The sequence below is a fragment of the Bacillus cereus group sp. BfR-BA-01379 genome (assembly GCF_022663605.1).
Classification (GTDB): Bacteria; Bacillota; Bacilli; order Bacillales; family Bacillaceae_G; genus Bacillus_A; species Bacillus_A mobilis.
The window spans coordinates 1-19721 of record NZ_JAKUFT010000084.1 but is presented as its reverse complement, the minus strand read 5'-3'; the positions used below and the strand labels follow the sequence as shown (position 1 = coordinate 19721).

Genomic DNA, 19721 nt, shown 5'->3' with positions numbered 1-19721 from the left:
TTTCTTTTTCGTTCTCAATTAATTCTCTTGCTAACGCTTCATCCTCTTGCTCATTCGCACCTCTAGATCTCGTTCCAGCAATCGGTCTTGTACTTACTTCGATTCCTTGTTTCTTAATTAACAACTCTGGCGATCCACTAACAATTTGAAAATCCCCAAGCTCCAAGTAACCCATATATGGAGATGGATTAATTTCACGAAGACTTGTATAAATTTCTAGCGGGTGTGTTTGTAACGTTCTTTCTTGTCTCGTCGACAAGTTCACTTGGAACACATCACCAGCCCCAATATATTCTTGAATACATTCAACCGCCTTCATAAAACTTTCTTCTGTAAAAGCAACTTCTTCACTTTTCTTTTCAGGGCATGCAAATGGTATAGTCACTTCCGGCGCTTCTGTCGCCCAAAGAACCTCCCACTCATTTAATCGCTCTTTTGCCTCTTCATGCTTATCTACATAATGTGTAATAATCCATAATACTTTCTCTTCTTGATCATACACAAACACATCATCAAATAATAAAAAGAATATATCAGGTATATTAATGTCATCCTCTGCAAGAGAAGGAAGTTTTTCAATATAACGGATGCAATCATAACTAAAGTAACCAATCGCACCACCTTGAAACGGCGGGTACTCTGGATTATAGTCAGTTTTCCATCGCTCCATATATTCCTGCATTAAATCTAATGGGTTTCCTTGCTTTATTGTTTCCTTACCACTTTCGCTTATATGTAACGTTTCACCCTTCCCTCGGATTACCGCTACTGGGTTTAATCCCACAATGTTATAACGACCACCACGTCCACTTTCTAACAAAATATGTTGTGGTTTATCCTTAGAAAGAAATTTATATTGCTTAAAGAAATCTAACTGATATGGAATAGAAAGCGCTAAAGATTTTCTTCGTTGCATATCAACACCCCGTCTTCTTTTATCCCACCCTCTTAGATTAACCACTTCAAACTACATTCGTTATGTATATAGAGTAGTTACACTAGAAGGCTAGTGAAAATAAATTAATTATACTACCTCTTATTTTACATGAAGTTTTCTAGTCATTCACTCTTTTCCTATTTCCAATCCAAAAAGAAAAAGCATCCCTTTTTCAAGGATGCTTTTTCAATCACATATAATTAAGACTCAAATTGATAAAGTGGTGTACTTAAATAACGTTCACCGTTACTTGGGATAATAACAAGTACCTTTTTCCCTTTACCTAACTTTTTCGCAATTTCTGTTGCCGCATAAATAACCGCTCCAGAAGAGATACCCACTAAAATACCTTCCTCTTTAGCCACTCTTCTTGCATATTCAAATGCTTGCTCCGCTTTCACTTGCACAATTTCATCATATACCTCTACATCCAATGTCTCTGGGATGAATCCCGCCCCAATTCCTTGGATTTTATGTGGACCCGGTTTCCCACCAGATAATACTGGTGAATCCGCAGGTTCTACTGCATAAATTTTAATATCTTTATACGCTTCCTTCAGTACTTCACCAGCACCAGTAATCGTTCCACCTGTACCAATACCTGCAATAAATGCATCTAATTGGCCGCCCATTTGTTCAACAATTTCTGGACCTGTTGTTAAACGATGTATTTCTGGATTCGATTGGTTTTTGAACTGTTGTGGTATAAAGTAGCCATGCTCTTTTGCTAATTCAGTCGCTTGACGAATCGCTCCACCCATTCCTTCAGGCCCTGGAGTCAATACTAATTCCGCACCGTAAGCACGTAATAAATTACGACGCTCAATACTCATTGTTTCTGGCATTACTAAAATTGCCTTATATCCTTTAGCGGCCGCTACCATCGCTAAACCAATCCCTGTGTTACCACTTGTCGGCTCAATGATTGTATCGCCTTCTTTTAATAATCCTTTGTTTTCAGCATCTTCAATCATAGCTAATGCAATACGATCTTTAACGCTGCTCCCTGGATTCATAAATTCTAATTTTAAGTATATATCAGCGCTGTCTGATTCTACGATGCGGTTCAACTTAACGATCGGCGTTTTCCCGATTAATTCTGAAACTGATTGTGCCACTCGCATTCCTGTCACTCCTAACACCGAGTATTTTTATTGGTTTTATTTATATTTAGATTTTGTCAGAAAATTCCCTGTTTGTCAATCTATTTAGAGGATGTATTCCCTTACTTCCCTTATTACAAATTCTCAATTAAATTTGTAATATCTTCTTTAGAGAACTTGTATCGCTCATTACAGAAATGACAATGAACTTCTGTCTCTTCTTCTTCTGCACGAACTTGCTCTAACTCTGTTTTACCTAAACTAATTAACACACTCTCAATACGTTCGCGTGAGCATGTGCAATTAAATTGAACATCCATCGTTTCTAATACTTTTACTTTATCTTCTCCAAGAACTGCATACAGTAACTCTTCGGGAGAAAGCCCTTGTTCGATTAACGTTGATACAGGAGGAATCTTCTGCAAACGATCTTCAATGAATGAAATTGTTTCTTCTTGTGCACCTGGCATAATTTGAAGGATAAATCCACCTGCCGCTAATACACTGTCATCTCCATTTACAAGAACGCCAACACCTACAGAAGAAGGTGTTTGCTCAGAAACTGCAAAATAATACGTGAAGTCTTCCCCTAATTCTCCTGAAACAATTGGAGATTGACCAATAAACGGCTCACGCATACCAATATCTTTAATTACTGTTACAAATCCTTCAGTACCTACCGCTTGATATACACGTAATTTCCCTTGCTCCGTTCCTTCAAAATCAACATGCGGATTCGTTACATAACCACGTACATCGCCATTTGCATGAGCATCTACTAAGATAGGACCAATCGGACCATTACCTTCTACTTTAATCGTTAACTTTTGGTCACCTTTTAACATTGCGCCCATCATTGTACCTGCAGTTAAAGAACGACCAAGTGCCGCTGAAGCTGTTCTCCATGTATCATGACGTCTTTGCGCCTCACTTACTGTGTTTGTAGTACGTACACTATATGCACGCACTTCTCCATCAAACGCTAACGCTTTTACTAAATAATCTTTCATACTCATTTATTCACCTTTCTCATGCTGTAAATTTGCATTACGCTCGTATAACATATACAAACCTTTTAATGTTAAAAATGGATCTACAACATCAATTACATTCGATTCTTCTGAAATTAATTTCGCCAATCCACCTGTTGCAATAACTTTCGGTTCTTGTTTAGCTTCCTCTTTCATACGCTTAACAATACCTTCCACTTGTCCAACATAACCATAAAGAATACCAGATTGCATCGCACTTACCGTATTCTTTCCAACGACACTGCTTGGTTTTGTAATTTCAATACGAGGAAGTTTTGCCGCTCTACTATATAAAGCTTCTGCTGAAATCATAATTCCCGGCGTAATAACCCCACCCATATAATGCTTTTCTTCGTTAATATAACAATATGTAGTAGCCGTACCGAAATCGACAATAATAAGCGGACTTCCATATAAATGGATCCCTGCTACTGCATTTACAATTCGGTCCGCGCCTACTTCACGTGGATTTTCATATTTAATATTTAGCCCTGTTTTTATTCCAGGACCTACTACAAGCGGTTTAATTTTAAAATACTTTTCACACATGCGCTCTAAAGCAAACATAATTGGTGGTACGACTGAAGACACGATAATACCTTTCACATCTTCAAACGAAAGACCTTCATGCTCAAGCAATTGCTTTACAAGCATTCCATATTCATCTTCTGTCTTATGACGATCTGTTTCCATGCGCCAATGTTGACGGAGTTCCCCTTCTTCAAACACGCCTAGCACAGCATTTGTGTTCCCTACATCCAATACAAAAATCATATTCTCACCACTTATCTTATTTAATCTATATTTGTGCAGTATGTATAAAACTTATAAAAACATCATATCACACATACTTATATAATCAGCTTTTCTATCCTCATCATTTTACAAAAAGATTACGCCCTATTTCAATTTTTAATACCCGATTTATTTAAATTCTTTTCTACTTCATCTCGTTCCACAAATAAAAAAAGGAGTGACCATCGTCACTCCTTCATCTCTTACTTATCTTCTGATTCTTCATCGTCCTTTTTCATGTTGATGTTTACTTTCACATCAGCTGAAGACGTTGGACGTTCTGGCAATCTGCCGTAATCACATAAATGATTGATTTGCTCTGCATCTAACGTTTCTACTTCAAGTAGCGTTTTCGCAATAAGATCTAGTTTATCACGATTTTCAGTAAGAATTTCTTTCGCACGAGCATAACAATCTTTCATAATTGTTTGCATTTCCACATCGATTTCATGTGCAATTGCATCACTGTAGTTTTGTTCTGAATGGAAGTCTCTTCCTAAGAACACTTGACCACCTTGTGAGCTACCAAATTGCATCGGTCCAAGCTTATCACTCATACCGAATTCCGTAACCATACGTCTTGCAATGCCAGTCGCACGTTGGAAGTCGTTGTGAGCACCTGTACTCACTTCACCAAATACAATCTCCTCAGCCACTCGACCACCAAGTAAACCAGTGATTTTATCAAGTAACTCTGGTTTTGTCATGAAGTAACGATCTTCTTTCGGAAGCATTACTGCATATCCACCAGCTTGACCACGAGGGACAATTGTTACTTTATGAACGACATCAGCTTCATCAAGAACAACACCAATTACAGTATGGCCCGCTTCATGGAAAGCAACGATATTACGTTCTTTTTCAGAGATAACACGACTTTTCTTAGCAGGACCTGCAATAACGCGATCCGTCGCTTCATCAATGTCACTCATATCAATTTTCTTCTTATCTTGACGCGCAGCCACTAAAGCAGCTTCGTTTAATAAGTTTTCAAGATCGGCACCAGAGAATCCTGGTGTACGAGTTGCGATTGCTCTTAAGTTGATATTCTCATCAAGCGGTTTATTACGAGCATGTACTTTCAGTACAGCTTCACGGCCATTTACATCTGGACGATCTACTGTAATTTGACGGTCAAAACGACCTGGACGTAATAATGCTGGATCAAGAATATCAGGACGGTTTGTCGCAGCGATGATAATAATACCTTCGTTTGCACCGAATCCATCCATTTCAACAAGTAATTGGTTCAACGTTTGCTCACGCTCATCATGGCCACCACCAAGACCTGCGCCACGTTGACGTCCTACTGCATCAATTTCATCAATGAAAATGATACAAGGAGCATTTTTCTTTGCATTTTCGAATAAATCACGTACACGTGATGCACCGACACCGACAAACATCTCTACGAAATCGGAACCACTGATAGAGAAGAACGGAACGCCTGCCTCACCTGCAACGGCACGTGCTAGTAAAGTTTTACCTGTACCTGGAGGTCCTACTAATAGAACACCCTTCGGAATACGGGCACCAACTTCAGCGAACTTACGAGGGTCTTTCAAGAATTCAACTACCTCAACAAGCTCTTGTTTCTCTTCATCCGCTCCAGCAACATCTCTGAAACGAACTTTTTTCTTTTCGTCATTATATAACTTCGCCTTACTTTTCCCGAAGTTCATAACACGGCTACCGCCGCCCTGAGCTTGGTTTAATAAGAAGAAGAATAAAATGAAGATAATAACAAACGGAATGATAGAAGTGAAGAATGTTACCCAAGCACTTGTTTCTTCTGCTGGTTGATACTTAACTTCAGCACCTTGCGCTTTGTCATTAATTTTCTTTTGTAATTCCTCAGTATTTGGTGCATAAGTAACAAATTGTTCTCCTTGGCTAGAGTTGTTAAATTGTCCTTTTACCTCAAATACACCATTTTTCGGTTGAAGTTGCACATTACGCACTTCACCTTTTTCTAGTTTAGTAATGAATTTATCGTAGCTAACTGATGTCGTTTTTTGTGTCGAACCATTAAAATAGCTCACGATTCCAATTACTACTAGGAATATCAGTAAATAAAAGATGGTATTACGGAAGATACGATTCATTCCTAACCTCCTCTCACGGCATAAACACTATAGTAAATCGTAACATAGAAAAACTTTCCTATACAATTGTGACGCCTGTATTTAATTAATTTGAGTAAACGCTTGGTTTTAATACTCCTACATAAGGAAGATTACGGTACTGCTCTTTATAATCTAATCCATACCCTACAACAAATTCATGCGGTACAGTAAATCCAACATAATCCGCTTTCAAATCTACTTTGCGGCCTGTTGGCTTATCTAATAACGTAACAATTTTTACAGATTTCGCTTTACGATATTTAAATAGGTCTACTAAGTAGCTTAACGTAAGACCGCTATCAATAATATCTTCAACGATTAAAATATCGCGACCTTCTACAGAAGTATCAAGGTCTTTTAAAATTTTCACTTCGCCTGTTGAAACAGTAGAGTGACCGTAACTAGATACAGCCATAAAGTCCATTTCAAGATATGTATCTGTTCTCTTTAATAAATCTGCCATGAATGGCATTGCACCCTTTAATACGCCGATTGCAAGAGGTACTGTGTTTTTATAATCCTCTGCAATAATTGCGCCTAATTCGAGCACCTTTTCTTGTATTTGTTCTTCAGAAATTAATACTTTTTCGATATCTTGATTCATCATTTCATTATCCTCCCGGAAGACTCCTTGCTTTTGTAGTGAATAATCATATATTTATCCTTCTTTGCGATCTCTTTCGAGATAGCAAATGCAGATCGCTTCAACAAGGGTATCCAAATAATATTCCCACTTGCATCACAAACGACCGGCCATTCTTCTCTTTTTTCTCTTGGTACTTTTGCCTCGATAAAAATAGCTTTTATCTTTTTGGTGCCATTCATACCTTGTATTGACATGCGATCTCCATTTTCCCTAGACCGAATACGAAGTGGATATGATATATCATTATACTTAGCAACAAATACTGTTTCATTCATGTTACTTGGTATATCTTCGCTCACCTCTGCTACAAGCTTATCCCCGTTCGATAGCGTAATTGCCCCGGGTACTGATAAATCTTGCAAAAAAGGAGAAACAATTTCTTGTTTAAATCCAAAGCTACACTCCTCGTATGTGCGGACAATTTTTAAATCACCTGGGAAATCAAGTGAACCCGAAGGTTGTGTCCGCTTAAAAAATTCAATCACTTTGTCAATATGTATAGAGGAAAGAGAAGATGGAATCTTATATTCATAAAGATAGTTTAATATTAGTTGAATCCCTCTCCTTTGTAAAGGCATAGACATGGATTCAAAGGCAGGAATTGATAAGCTAATTTGTTTATCACTTTTTTTTGTAATTACTTTATTCATTTTCTCAAAAGCTAATTCCTGCAAATACGCCTCATCCTCTTGCATCTGCATGCTAAATTTCTGGAATTTCTCATGCACTTGTGAATTTTCTTCTTTCAAATGCGGAAGGACATATTTACGTAATCGATTCCTTGTATATACTTCCTTTTTATTACTTGGATCTATACGAGGAATTATTTTTAGCTTATTACAGTAATCAACAATTTCTTCCTTCGTTACTCCAAGTAACGGCCTAATTAAATATCCATTATGAAAAGGACGCTTCACTGCAATGCCTGCATATCCTTTCGGAGTACTCCCTCGCACAAGGCGCATTAAAATCGTTTCTACTTGGTCATCACCATGATGTCCAAGAGCTACATATCTCGCATCATATTTCTTCATTATTCTTTCCAAAAATGCATATCTGCATTCTCTAGCAGCAACTTGTGCATTAAGCCCGTATTGCTGTTGATATTGCGACACATTAATCCTTATCGTTTCGCAAATAACTCCCAGTCCCTTACAAAGGTCCTGTACAAACTGTAGGTCCTCATGAGATTCATCACCTCTAAACATATGATCCACATGTGCCACTACAATTTCCAACTGTTTTGCTGCTCTTTTTTCTAACAAATAATATAGAAGAGCCAAAGAGTCTGGACCACCAGAAACCCCTACAACAATTGTTGAACGTTCCTTTAATACATCATGCTGCTTTACAAAGTCATCTACCTTTTCAACAAATGTATCTTTCAACTTCGTAATCACCTTTCATTAAACAAGAACAGCAACGTTAGTTACCTTGTTTATAATGGTACAACTTTTACAAACATTGTGCAAAAAAAAGATATACAAAAATTACATTTTTATCTTACATCAACCGTACATATTCAAAAAAATAATAATATTATCTTTTAAAGCAAAAAAACCTAGGCATCCACCTAGGTTTTTAGAAAGAAACGGCGACAGAGAAACATCACACCTAAAGTTTATTGTGCTTGCATTCCTACAATCGGAATCGTAGCCCACTTCGGCATATTTTTCTTCACTTTCGCCACAACAATAGTCATATCGTCATTTATATAACCATCACCAGAGCGAATCACCTCTTCCATAATGATATCAGCAATTTCTTGCGGATCTTCGGTTTGTAGTTCTTTAATTTTTCGTTTCATCCATAGTTCATGATTCTCCACATGTTGGGCTCCCTCAAAAATCCCATCGCTCATCATAATAAGAATATCGCCAGTTTTTAATTGTTCACCCACTACATCAACTTCAACATCCTCAATAATCCCCATCGGTAAATTACTTGCTTCAATTTTCAAAATATTGTTTGCGCGTTTAACAAAACTCGGCGTCGATCCAATCTTTAAAAATTTTGCACTCGCATCCCGCAAATCTACCATAGCCAAATCTAACGTCGTAAACATCTCTTCTGTTGTTCTTAAAGAAAGAATAGAATTGATAGATTTAATTGCTATTTCCTCATCAATGCCTGATTGAAGTATTTTTTGTAATAATTTTACCGTTTCTTTACTCTCCATATGAGCCCTTTGCCCATTTCCCATACCATCACTAATTGCAAGCGCATATTTACCAACACTTAAATCCATCATCGCATAAGAATCCCCCGAAACAAACCCACCGCCTTTTGCAGCTGTAGCCAAGCCAGTATCAAGAGAATACGTTTTTGCTGAACCAAATGATATTAAGCTGTGGCCATTCGGATAAGAAGATTTTTCTTCATGTTTAACAACTATATTTTCCTTTAAAATATCAGAAAGCATCGGCGCAACTAACTTTTCACATTCTCCATGTTCATTAGATGCAACCGGAATCAGCATTTCAATATCAATACTCCCTCTATCTAAACAATATATATCAACGTGCTCTACTTCTACACCGAAATCACGAAACGCTTGCAGAATCTGTTCTTCCTGTACTTGATGATTTTCTCGTTCTCTTTGGATTTCCTTAGCAAAATCCTCCATAACTTTTGATACGCCTAATAGTTGCTCCGCTACTATCCTGCGATTTTCTTTCATTTGTTTTCGTAATTTTTGCCCCTCATAGAAGTGATCTAATTCACCTGCTACTAAATCTGTCACTTTCTTACCTCTTACACAATGTTTGTCCCATTCACGAACTAACTTCCGATTATGCTGCAACGTCCCCTCTTCCGTTTCGCTCATTATCTGTTTCATATAATCGTACGTTTTGTCGAAATTCACTACCCAGCATTGATCCTTTTTAAAACATGTTTGACATGTTTTTGCAGTAATTGTACTTAAGAATAAATCTGCCTCTGTCTCTTTATCTTCCTCCTCCACATACCCATATACAGAAAAGCTATTAGATAAAGCAGCAAACACATTGGCAAATTGATTAATTTTATTCGCTGTAACATCACGCATCCTTCTTAAATACTGTTGTTGATCCTGCGAATGCTCCTGTGTGCCTGGCATAAACTTAGCAATGCGATCCATAACAAGTTTCGGTGTTAATAAGAAGAAAGCAATCGCCACACCGGATTCAATTAAAGTTGTCACGATGTTTGTTTGCTTGTCTACATACAGCGTAATCAAGCTCGTCCCAATTAATAAACCTAAACTAACACCTAAACGCTTCCCTTCTTTTAACAAACCACCAAGCAATCCGGAAAAGGCAAGTAGACTAAGTTGAGACAAACTGGAGACATTGGCTAAACTTAATATTAACCCAGTGACAACCCCCACGGTAGATCCCGTAGCAGCCCCCGCGATAAATGCAAACACGAGCACTAAATACCTAGTAAAAATATGTTGAATAGAAGCGTCATATACGAACCAATCTGTTGTACCTGTTAAAACAGATGCTAGTAATATAATTAAACAAACAATTTCTTCTGTCTCTAGTGCTTGTTGTTTACCTTTTCGTTCGACTAGAAGCGGAACACTTTGTAAAAATATCATAGTTAATACGAAGCTCAGCCCTGCTTCAATCGTACTAACGAGTAAATCGTACATGGTAACAGTTTGTTGCGCAAAATATACGACAACTAAATGTGCGGTTAATGCGGAGATAAATACTTGGAATGGAACAAGTCCAACAGTTTTACGTGTAAACCGACTAAAGAAGATATTATAAATGAAGAAAGTAAAAATAGATGCAAAGGTAAAGAATAGATTATCTATCGAAACTGAAAGTGCGCCCCCCATTAGAGCCAAGAACGCGAGCGGCATTTTATCCCGCTTCATAACATAAACAGCAGCAAAAAACGGCAGTGCAAACGGTAAAATGTTTGTTAATATATATGCTCGTCCCAAAAGAAAACCAATAACAACAATAATAAATCCCCATCTAAAGAAAACTTGCTCAAACTTCATTCGCAACTTACTTGTCCACTTTACGGCTCCAAGCTGACTCTCATTCATTGCCAATGCACTTGTATTCATAGTATTCCTTCCTGCTTTAGGCATATTTTTAACACCACCTGCATAGTTTAATTACTGTCATTATAAAAGATGATTATTGGGATTTTTGTCAAAACAACAGTTTTCACTTTTATAATCGTTCGACTTTTTATTCGAAATAACTCTACATATATACACGGTATGTAATGTATTCTTGATATTTTAATTGAACATTCAGAAAATATAGGGTGATTTTGTAGAAGTATTGTATGTCTTAATTTATTTAACAAAAAAAGATCATGCAAATTTGCATGATCTTTTTAGGATGACCCGTACGGGATTCGAACCCGTGTTACCGCCGTGAAAGGGCGGTGTCTTAACCACTTGACCAACGGGCCGTTAAATTAAATATAGCGGCGGAGGGGATCGAACCCCCGACCTCACGGGTATGAACCGTACGCTCTAGCCAGCTGAGCTACACCGCCATGTCGTCTTATTTAACGGACAATTAGTATCTTACCTCAGATACATTTTAAAGTCAACACATCTTGAAAACTTTTTTAAAAATATATTTTCACATATAAAAAAGCACCCCGAGCAATCGCCCTGGGCACCTCTCTATATACTAAGAATTAAACGTTCTTATTATCCGCGACGTGCGCCACGGCCACCACGTTTAGATTCTGTGTTACGTTTTAAAGAAGTTAAACGATCTTCACTATCCTTTAAGAAACGTGCCATCTTTTGCTCGAATGTTTCTTTTGGAGCTCGTTCGTTACCGCCGCCACGATTATCTCTGTTGAAAGAACGATTACGTTGTGGACGTCCAGAACGTTGTTGATCGCCGCCACCGCGTTGGTATTCACCACGTGGACGATCTCCTTCTGTTTTTTCACGCTCTTTCGCTTTTTTAATAGATAGACCGATCTTGCCATCTTTTTCAACGTTAATAACTTTTACTTCTACTTGGTCGCCCACTTTTAAGTGATCGTTAATATCTTTCACATAATTATCAGCAACTTCACTAATATGAACAAGACCCGTTAAGCCTTCTGGCAGCTCCACAAAAGCCCCAAAATTTGTAATACCTGTTACTTTACCCTGTAACTTGCTGCCTACCTCGATTGACATAAAAAAAATGCTCCTCCTTAGTGGTTAAAAAGTCAAATTTTACTTTATTATATATAATCCTAAAATATAGTGTCAATAAGACATACTCTACTTAGAAACAGGAAAAATTATCTCCCCTTTTCCAGAGAAGAAATAATCCCTTCTAGCAATCTTTAATACGTACTCTTCATCATTTAACTTTTGAACTTCGTCTTTTAGACTCTTTTCTTTATTCGTTAATGAATCCAGTTCTTTTTTCATGTCCTTAACTTTTGCTTCTTTTGCTCTAATGGAACTGTTTTGTTGATAAAACGTTACACTAATACTCGCAATAATTGTAAAAGCAAAGACAAGAAAAACCGCTAAACGGCGATAAAGTCGCTTCCTGTTCTCATCCGTTTGTATTATATGCTCTTTAACAGGATTTGGACTCTGTTTTTCGATTGTTCTTTGTCTCAGTTCCCTCATTTCCGAGGTCCCCCTAACTTCTTTTTTATACGCTCCCATAATTGGAAGATGTGTCCCTTCAATTTTGCTATATATTGCAGGAACCCTACATGTTTCATTATAAAAAGTTTAACACGATTAGGGAGAAGTTTCCATATGAGCGAAGCAATAAATCGAACAGGCCAGAAAAAAACTTTCCATATGAAAAGTAATATCCAAATCACCATTTTCCATAACACATGTCCAATTGAAAGCAGTATACGAAATAAGAATAATATAAATGCAATAAATAGCTGCGCTATAATAATAACAGGTTTTATCATGAGTAGCTTTATAATTTGAACAAAAAAATGTGTTGTTTGCATAAAAATATAGATGAGAAAATTTAACAGTTTCATGTATAGTGCTTTCAATAAGCTTTGATATGCCGCAAAACCACATAATAATGCCAAAAATACATATATACGTAGTTCAGCTTCATTTACAAGAAGCAATACATAAAAAACGAATAATGCTTGGACAATCCAAAATAGTATATCATGTATAAATACAAGCCAACGTTTACGTTCTTGACGATTTAAAAATCGTTGGTATGTATCTAAAGACGCTCCAATCCAAGCACCCATTCCGATCATTGAGAGCATCGTATACAACTGAATTGTTAGGCTCATTTAAACAACTTACTAAAGAAACCTTTAGTTTTCTCCCCTTGATTCTCATCAATATACAGCATCTCATGAACTTTCCCTTTAATTGATACAACACCTTTTTCTACATCTAAATTTTTCATTTGCAAATTTTGACCACGAATTGTTAAAAAGCCCATTACAGTCTCAAGCAAAAACTCTTCGCTATCAAAACTCTCTACCTGTTTTACACCGGTAATGTCAATTACACGCCTGCCACGCATAACAATATCATGCTCTACCGAAACATTTTGTTGATTAGAAGACATAGGTGAGTAACCATTATTCACGTAAATCCCCCCATACATTTATACTAGCTAATAGTAATGTATGAAGGGATAATTGATTTTAGAACAAGCCTTCTTCAGCCTTTACTTTTTCTTCGCGAACTAAGCTATACATATTTGCTGCATCTTCTTTTTTAGTCGTTTCTTTCAATTCGTTTATTTTTACAGTTACTATTTTTTGACCAAAACGAATTGTTAATTCATCAGCTACTTTCACATCCGAACTCGCTTTTGCCACTTGACCATTAATTGATATTCTTCCTTGATCAGCTACTTCTTTCGCTAATGTTCTTCTTTTAATTAAACGTGATACTTTTAAAAACTTATCTAAACGCATATCAAATCCCCCTATTAACGCTCTGTTTGTTTTGCCTCTTCCCATAAAACATCCAACTGCTCTAATGATAAATCTTGCATCTCTTTATTCATTTCAGCCACCTTTGCTTCCATGTATAAGAAACGACCGACGAATTTCTCATTCGTTGAATGTAACGCCTCTTCTGGATCTATTTTATAATGACGAGCTATATTAACAAACGCAAATAGTAAATCGCCGAATTCACCTAACATCTTCGCCTCATCCATGTTTGTAACTTCTTGTTGGAACTCTTGCCATTCTTCTAAAGCTTTCTCTATCATCGGTTGTACATCAACCCAATCAAAACCAACCTTGCCAGCTTTTTTCTGGATTTCATAAGCGCGTAGTAACTGTGGCAAACTTTTTGGAACTCCATTTAAAACAGATTCTTTCACGAACCCTTTTTCTTGTTTTTTAATTTCTTCCCAATTGGCAAGTACTTCATCGGCATTATTTACATCTGTATTCCCAAATACATGCGGATGACGACGAACCATTTTCTCAGATAAAGTTCGAATAATATCATCTATAGAGAACCAACCTTCATCCTCTCCGATTTGAGCATGCAGCATAACTTGCAATAATACATCACCCAATTCCTCTACTAAGTGATCGTCATCCTCTTCATCAATTGCTTCCAACACTTCATAAGCTTCCTCAATTAAATACTTCTTTAACGATTGATGTGTTTGCTTTTTATCCCACGGACAACCATTCGGTCCACGAAGGTCTGCAATAATTTCTCTAAGCACATCAAACTGTTGATACAAGGATGCACGTTCCTGAACTGGTGGTACATATACACTCGTTAAATTATTCAACTCCGTTTCATGATCTAACATGTACAACGGCACTTTTTTAACTTGTTCAAATGAAGTCCCTGCAGCTGTTACAATATACACTTCATAATCATCTGGTAGCATCTCCATTAATGTTAATTTCACATCAGATGCAACGAATGCGTCATATACTTGGCAAAAGATTAAATGTTGGCGTAATTCTAATTGTCCTCTTTCAAATGATGTGGCGTCAATTAATTGGAATCCTTCAATCGGATCAATCTTTAGACTTGCAAACATCGGATCAAGGAAACTTTGCCCACCTTCAATGCGCACTTCAACATTCGCTACTTCGCCTTTTTCCAACAATAGCTGAACCGTTCTTTCCGCTACAAGCGGATGCCCTGGAACGGCATAGATGATTTCTGCGCCTTCAGCTTTTTCTAACAATGTATTTGCAATTGTTTCATATACAATTTCAAATGTATCATGTGCTTCATATACACTGTCAAAGGCTGTATATTGTATACCTTCTTTCTCCAACTCTTCTATAACGGGATGTTCCTTCGTTCTAACAAACATGTGATCTGCTTCTTTTATTTTTCGATATACACCCATCGTTAACTGATCTAATTCACCAGCACCTAATCCTAAAATAGTAATGATTCCACTCACAACCTGCCACCTCTATCCACTCTTCTTCAATGAACCTTCTTTTTTCTCTTTTTTCATCACGGTTCCTATTTCCGCTTTTGTAAATACACGTAATTTTAAAATTAAAAACATATATGCCAATCCACCGATAGCTACACCTAACAACGCCTCAATTGTCGCAATTCCTCTATGTTCCGTATCAATTACTAATCCAGACATTTGCATCACACGCATAAACATTATTAATACAAATCCCATACCGATACCACTAATAACTACACCTAACATATTACGTTTATCGATCAGCGATTCAGATACAGTTTGCATAAGTAATGCACTATTTAACACAGAAATTACAAGTAACGCAACTAGTGTTGCGATTGCAGCTCCCTTCACACCAAAATACGGCATTAATATATAATTTAAAGCTAACTTTAAACAACTCCCAAATATAACGAATATTGCTGGTTTTAATGTTTGTCCTAACCCTTGCAAAATAGAAGCAGTTGTAATCGACAACGAACTAAATAAAATAGATAAAGATAAAATGGATAAAACATCTGACCCATCACTATTTTCAAACAACATAATATTCGTAGGCTGAATAATACAAGTTAATCCGATGGCCGCTGCAAATCCAATAACAAATGTTATTTTCATTGCTAACTTTACCTTTTCTCGAATAAAAGAAAGATCTCCTCTTTCCTTTGCCGCTGTAATGATCGGAATAAGCGACAAAGAGAAAGAAGTTGTCACGACAGTCCCTAATTGCATAAGCGGGATACTTCTGTCATACACACCTTTTAATACCTTTGCACTTTCAGCTGGTTCTCCTGCCCCAATAAGTAAGGAATAGAAGGAAACAGAATCAGCCATTTGTATAAAAATAAGTACTAAGTTACTAACACAAATCGCCAATCCCTGCCAAAATAGAATTTTAATGATCCTCTTTTTGCCCTTAATTCTCTTTACACTTTTGAAGAATATAGAACGAAAGTCATGACGCATATAAAGTACAAGTACGATAATCCCAATCAGTCCGCCTGCGATTGAACCTAACATAGCACCTGCACCGACTGTATATAAATCAAATCCATGAGCAATTAGGAAGAGAGATAAAAATACAATAATAGAGACACGAATCGTTTGTTCTATCACTTGCGAAACAGCTGTTGGCATCATATTATTGAATCCCTGAAAATATCCTCTTGCTACAGATAAAAACGGCATCAATATGAATGAAAAGGAAATAACACGTAATAACTTATCTAAGTGTATATCGCCCATGGCTGTTGCAATTGCTTCGGCACCAAAAAACAATGTGAAAAATCCTATGAATCCAATTCCTAATAAAAACCAAAAAGATACACAAATAATTTCTTTTGCTTCTTGTTGTTTCCCTCGCTCTAATCGTTCCGCAACCATTTTTGAAATTATAATGGGGAATCCATAAGTAGCTAAAATTAAACAAAATCCATAAAACGGATAAATTTGTTGGTAAATATAAAAACCAATATCACCCGCTATATTTTGATATGGAATACGGTAAAAAGCGCTTAATACCTTTGTAACAAAACTTGCAATTGTTAATATAATAGCCCCACGCCAAAAGGCTTGATACTTCTTCGATTCCATACAAGAAAACTCCTTTTTCTATTCTCACCCCTCGTATTATATCATAAAGAAAAGGACAAGCTTCCTTACCTACACGAGTAATAATACGTTCGTGCAGTGCTAGAAATGTTCAACGAAAAAAGGTAGCAAAGCGCTACCTTTTTTCAATATACATATATCTCCGAATAATTGATTTCTCAAGAAGAAATATCATAATTAGGAAAGATTGCTACTTCTAAAATTCGATATGTCTTTATTGCTCCATTTGTTTCGCTAAAAAGCTCGCTGCTGTATTTACTGACTTATGCTCCACTTCGCTTATAATGGCCTCTTTAGAGAAGATAATAACAGCTCCAATTGGATCCCCATTCGCAACAATCGGGCCAATTGTATAGGAACTAACTTTTTCTGTTACTCCATCAATAATTGAAATTTCGCTTTCATCCGTCATAATTACAGACTTACGATCTTCCATGGTCTTCTCGATTAAATCGCCAACGCTTTTATTTAAGTATTCTTTTTTAGATATACCTGCTACTGCGATAATAGAATCACGATCGCATACAAGCACATTATGTCCTAAGCTATCGTATAAAGCTTCCGTATATTCTTTTGCAAAATCGCCTAGTTCACTAATCGGAGAATATTTCTTCAAAATTACTTCTCCATCGCGATCAACAAATATTTCTAGTGGATCCCCTTCTCGAATACGTAAAGTTCTACGAATTTCCTTCGGGATTACTACCCTACCTAAATCATCAATTCGACGTACGATTCCAGTTGCTTTCATTCTAATGCTGCCTCACTTTCTACTGATGATGAAAGTGGTGAATTTACCTGTTCATGTAAAAATCACCAACTGTTAGACATAGTATTTTACACATTAGTTCTTCTATGCACGCCGAATTGTATTTTTTTATCTAATATTAGGCATTTATGACTTCTTTTTTTACATCTGGTAGGCCTTTTAATAAATTTTCAGCAATTGTTAACCACTTCGATGTCTCTAAGCCATTTGTTTTCATAACGATTTTCAATTGTGATCCTTCCATCCCTAAACCAATCATACGTCCAAAACTATTTCCAAGCATGAATAATTTTCCGCCATCAATATTTTGACTTGCTTGTTCTGAGAACAGAATTGTTACTTCAAATTTATTTTGCTTAATTAACTCAATTTGTTCTTTCATTGCCAATACTTTAATATTTGCAATTTGTAATAAGTAACCAACTTCTTGCGGGTAATCACCAAATCTATCTATCATCTCTTCCTGCAACTCTTCAATATCCTCCATTGCAGAAACGCCTCTAAACTGTTTATACATCATAATTTTTTGTTTACTATCTGAAATATAAGCATCTGGTAAATATGCATCTACTTCTAAATCAATTTCAACATTAACTGTATTTTCAACCCCATCTGTTCCTCTACGCTGTTCAATTGCATCTTTTAACATTTGAGAATATAGATCAAATCCGACAGAATCAATAAATCCATGCTGTTCGGCACCTAACAAGTTACCTGCACCACGAATAGATAAGTCTCTCATCGCAATTTTGAAACCTGATCCAAGCTCTGTGAACTCTTTAATAGCTTGTAGACGCCTCTCTGCAACTTCTGATAACACTTTATCTCGTTTGTATGCAAAGTATGCATATGCAACACGATTAGAACGTCCGACACGCCCACGAAGCTGATACAACTGCGATAATCCCATTCGATCTGCATCAAATACAATTAACGTATTTACATTCGGAATATCTACACCCGTCTCAATAATTGTTGTACTTACAAGAACATCATGCTGTCCCTCTAAAAACGATAGCATAACAGACTCTAATTCACTTTCGTTCATTTTCCCATGTGCATAAGTTACACGTGCGTCTGGAACTAACATCGAAATTTCATCTGCTTTTCTTTCGATATCCTCCACACGATTATATAGGAAGTAAATTTGCCCACCTCTTGCAAGCTCTCGTTCTATCGCTTCTCGCATTAACGCTGGATTATACTCTACTACATACGTTTGAACTGGGAAACGATTTTCTGGTGGTGTCTCAATAACAGATAAGTCACGCACACCAAGCATAGACATATGGAGTGTACGCGGAATCGGAGTTGCCGTTAATGTTAATACGTCAACATTCGCTTTTAATTGTTTAATTTTTTCTTTATGCGTTACACCAAATCTTTGTTCTTCATCAATAATAAGGAGACCTAGATCTTTATAAGTAACATCTTTAGATAAAATACGATGCGTTCCAATTACGATATCTACCGTGCCATCTTTTAAGCCTTTAATTGTTTCATTTTGCTGTTTTCTCGTACGGAATCTACTTAATAATCCTATATTGATTGGATAATCTTGAAAACGCTCTCGAATTGTTTCATAGTGTTGTTGTGCAAGGATCGTTGTAGGCACTAAAATTGCAACTTGTTTTTCATCCATAATTGCCTTAAATGCCGCACGGATAGCTACTTCCGTCTTTCCATATCCTACATCACCACAAAGAAGCCTATCCATCGGACGTCCACGTTCCATATCTTTCTTAATCTCTTCAATAGAACGTAATTGATCCTCTGTCTCTTGATACGGGAAAGAAGATTCAAATTCTTGTTGTTCTGCCGTATCTGGTGTATATGCATAACCCTTTGAAGCTTCGCGTTCAGCATATAATTTAATTAGGTCATCCGCAATGTCTTGTACAGATTTTTCAACTTTCGTTTTGACCTTTTTCCAGTCATTTCCGCCCAATTTATAAACTTTAGGATCCTTACCTTCAGATCCTACATATTTTTGCACTTGGTCAATTTGTTCAATTGGAACGTATAACTTATCATTACCTTGATATTTAATATTCAAGTAATCTTTATGAACACCATTAATTTCTAATGTCTCGATGCCTAAGAATTTACCTATACCATGATTTACATGAACTACATAATCTCCAACTTTTAATTCCGAATAACTTTTAATACGTTCGGCATTAGATAACTTTTGCTTACGTTGTGATTTTTTAACTTTCTTATGAAAAAGCTCTTTTTCAGTAATAACAACAAGCTTTTGCATCGGCATTTCAAATCCTGCATGTAAATCACCTACAGCAATTTGTAACCTTC

The 19721-nt window shown here is 36.6% G+C and carries 17 protein-coding genes and 2 tRNA genes; all 19 read right to left on the bottom strand.

Annotation, left to right across the window (positions count from 1 at the left end; all coding sequences use genetic code 11):
- Positions 1–916: aminodeoxychorismate synthase component I (gene pabB / locus MR113_RS23335; protein WP_242257025.1), on the bottom strand; the 916-nt coding region annotated here is incomplete at its 3' end.
- Between the two features lie 221 nt (positions 917–1137).
- Positions 1138–2061, bottom strand: a complete 924-nt coding sequence (gene cysK, locus MR113_RS23330; RefSeq protein WP_242257024.1) for a cysteine synthase A — start codon at positions 2059–2061, stop codon at positions 1138–1140.
- Between the two features lie 113 nt (positions 2062–2174).
- The gene (gene hslO / locus MR113_RS23325; RefSeq protein ID WP_242257023.1) at positions 2175–3050 is read right to left on the bottom strand and encodes a redox-regulated molecular chaperone HslO; all 876 of its coding nucleotides are present in this window, start codon (positions 3048–3050) and stop codon (positions 2175–2177) included.
- A 6-nt stretch (positions 3051–3056) separates the two neighbouring features.
- On the bottom strand, positions 3057–3845 hold the full coding sequence (locus tag MR113_RS23320) for a type III pantothenate kinase (RefSeq protein WP_000578367.1): 789 nt from the start codon (positions 3843–3845) through the stop codon (positions 3057–3059).
- Between the two features lie 224 nt (positions 3846–4069).
- Positions 4070–5971 (bottom strand): ATP-dependent zinc metalloprotease FtsH, encoded by a 1902-nt coding sequence (ftsH, locus tag MR113_RS23315; RefSeq protein ID WP_001079662.1) that lies wholly within the window; start codon positions 5969–5971, stop codon positions 4070–4072.
- 85 nt (positions 5972–6056) lie between these two features.
- Entirely contained in the window at positions 6057–6599 is a 543-nt protein-coding gene (hpt, locus tag MR113_RS23310; RefSeq protein ID WP_000981838.1) for a hypoxanthine phosphoribosyltransferase, read from the bottom strand.
- Entirely contained in the window at positions 6596–8026 is a 1431-nt protein-coding gene (gene tilS / locus MR113_RS23305) for a tRNA lysidine(34) synthetase TilS (protein WP_242257022.1), read from the bottom strand. Before tilS ends, hpt begins: the two co-directional genes overlap by 4 nt.
- Before the next feature lie 233 nt (positions 8027–8259).
- Positions 8260–10731, bottom strand: a complete 2472-nt coding sequence (gene spoIIE, locus MR113_RS23300) for a stage II sporulation protein E (RefSeq protein ID WP_016085298.1) — start codon at positions 10729–10731, stop codon at positions 8260–8262.
- 260 nt (positions 10732–10991) lie between these two features.
- Positions 10992–11063, bottom strand: a tRNA-Glu gene (locus MR113_RS23295).
- Positions 11064–11076: 13 nt separating this feature from the next.
- Positions 11077–11150, bottom strand: a tRNA-Met gene (locus tag MR113_RS23290).
- Between the two features lie 160 nt (positions 11151–11310).
- Complete coding sequence (locus tag MR113_RS23285) at positions 11311–11796, bottom strand: S1 domain-containing RNA-binding protein (protein WP_000021453.1); 486 nt, start codon at positions 11794–11796, stop codon at positions 11311–11313.
- A gap of 87 nt (positions 11797–11883) precedes the next feature.
- Complete coding sequence (divIC, locus tag MR113_RS23280; protein WP_001208737.1) at positions 11884–12243, bottom strand: cell division protein DivIC; 360 nt, start codon at positions 12241–12243, stop codon at positions 11884–11886.
- On the bottom strand, positions 12240–12893 hold the full coding sequence (gene yabQ, locus MR113_RS23275) for a spore cortex biosynthesis protein YabQ (RefSeq protein ID WP_076542792.1): 654 nt from the start codon (positions 12891–12893) through the stop codon (positions 12240–12242). The genes divIC and yabQ overlap by 4 nt, the downstream gene beginning before the upstream one ends.
- Positions 12890–13198 carry a sporulation protein YabP gene (yabP, locus tag MR113_RS23270; protein WP_001059102.1) on the bottom strand — a complete coding sequence of 103 codons (309 nt, stop codon included), beginning with the start codon at positions 13196–13198 and terminating at the stop codon, positions 12890–12892. The genes yabQ and yabP overlap by 4 nt, the downstream gene beginning before the upstream one ends.
- Positions 13199–13256: 58 nt before the next feature.
- A complete protein-coding gene (locus tag MR113_RS23265; RefSeq protein ID WP_001234876.1) occupies positions 13257–13532 on the bottom strand; it encodes an RNA-binding S4 domain-containing protein in 276 nt (91 codons plus the stop codon).
- 14 nt (positions 13533–13546) lie between these two features.
- A complete protein-coding gene (gene yabN / locus MR113_RS23260) occupies positions 13547–15007 on the bottom strand; it encodes a bifunctional methyltransferase/pyrophosphohydrolase YabN (RefSeq protein WP_242257021.1) in 1461 nt (486 codons plus the stop codon).
- A 12-nt stretch (positions 15008–15019) separates the two neighbouring features.
- On the bottom strand, positions 15020–16621 hold the full coding sequence (locus MR113_RS23255; RefSeq protein WP_242257020.1) for a putative polysaccharide biosynthesis protein: 1602 nt from the start codon (positions 16619–16621) through the stop codon (positions 15020–15022).
- A 232-nt stretch (positions 16622–16853) separates the two neighbouring features.
- A complete protein-coding gene (gene spoVT / locus MR113_RS23250) occupies positions 16854–17390 on the bottom strand; it encodes a stage V sporulation protein T (protein ID WP_000648309.1) in 537 nt (178 codons plus the stop codon).
- A 136-nt stretch (positions 17391–17526) separates the two neighbouring features.
- Positions 17527–19721: transcription-repair coupling factor (gene mfd / locus MR113_RS23245; protein ID WP_242257019.1), on the bottom strand; the 2195-nt coding region annotated here is incomplete at its 5' end.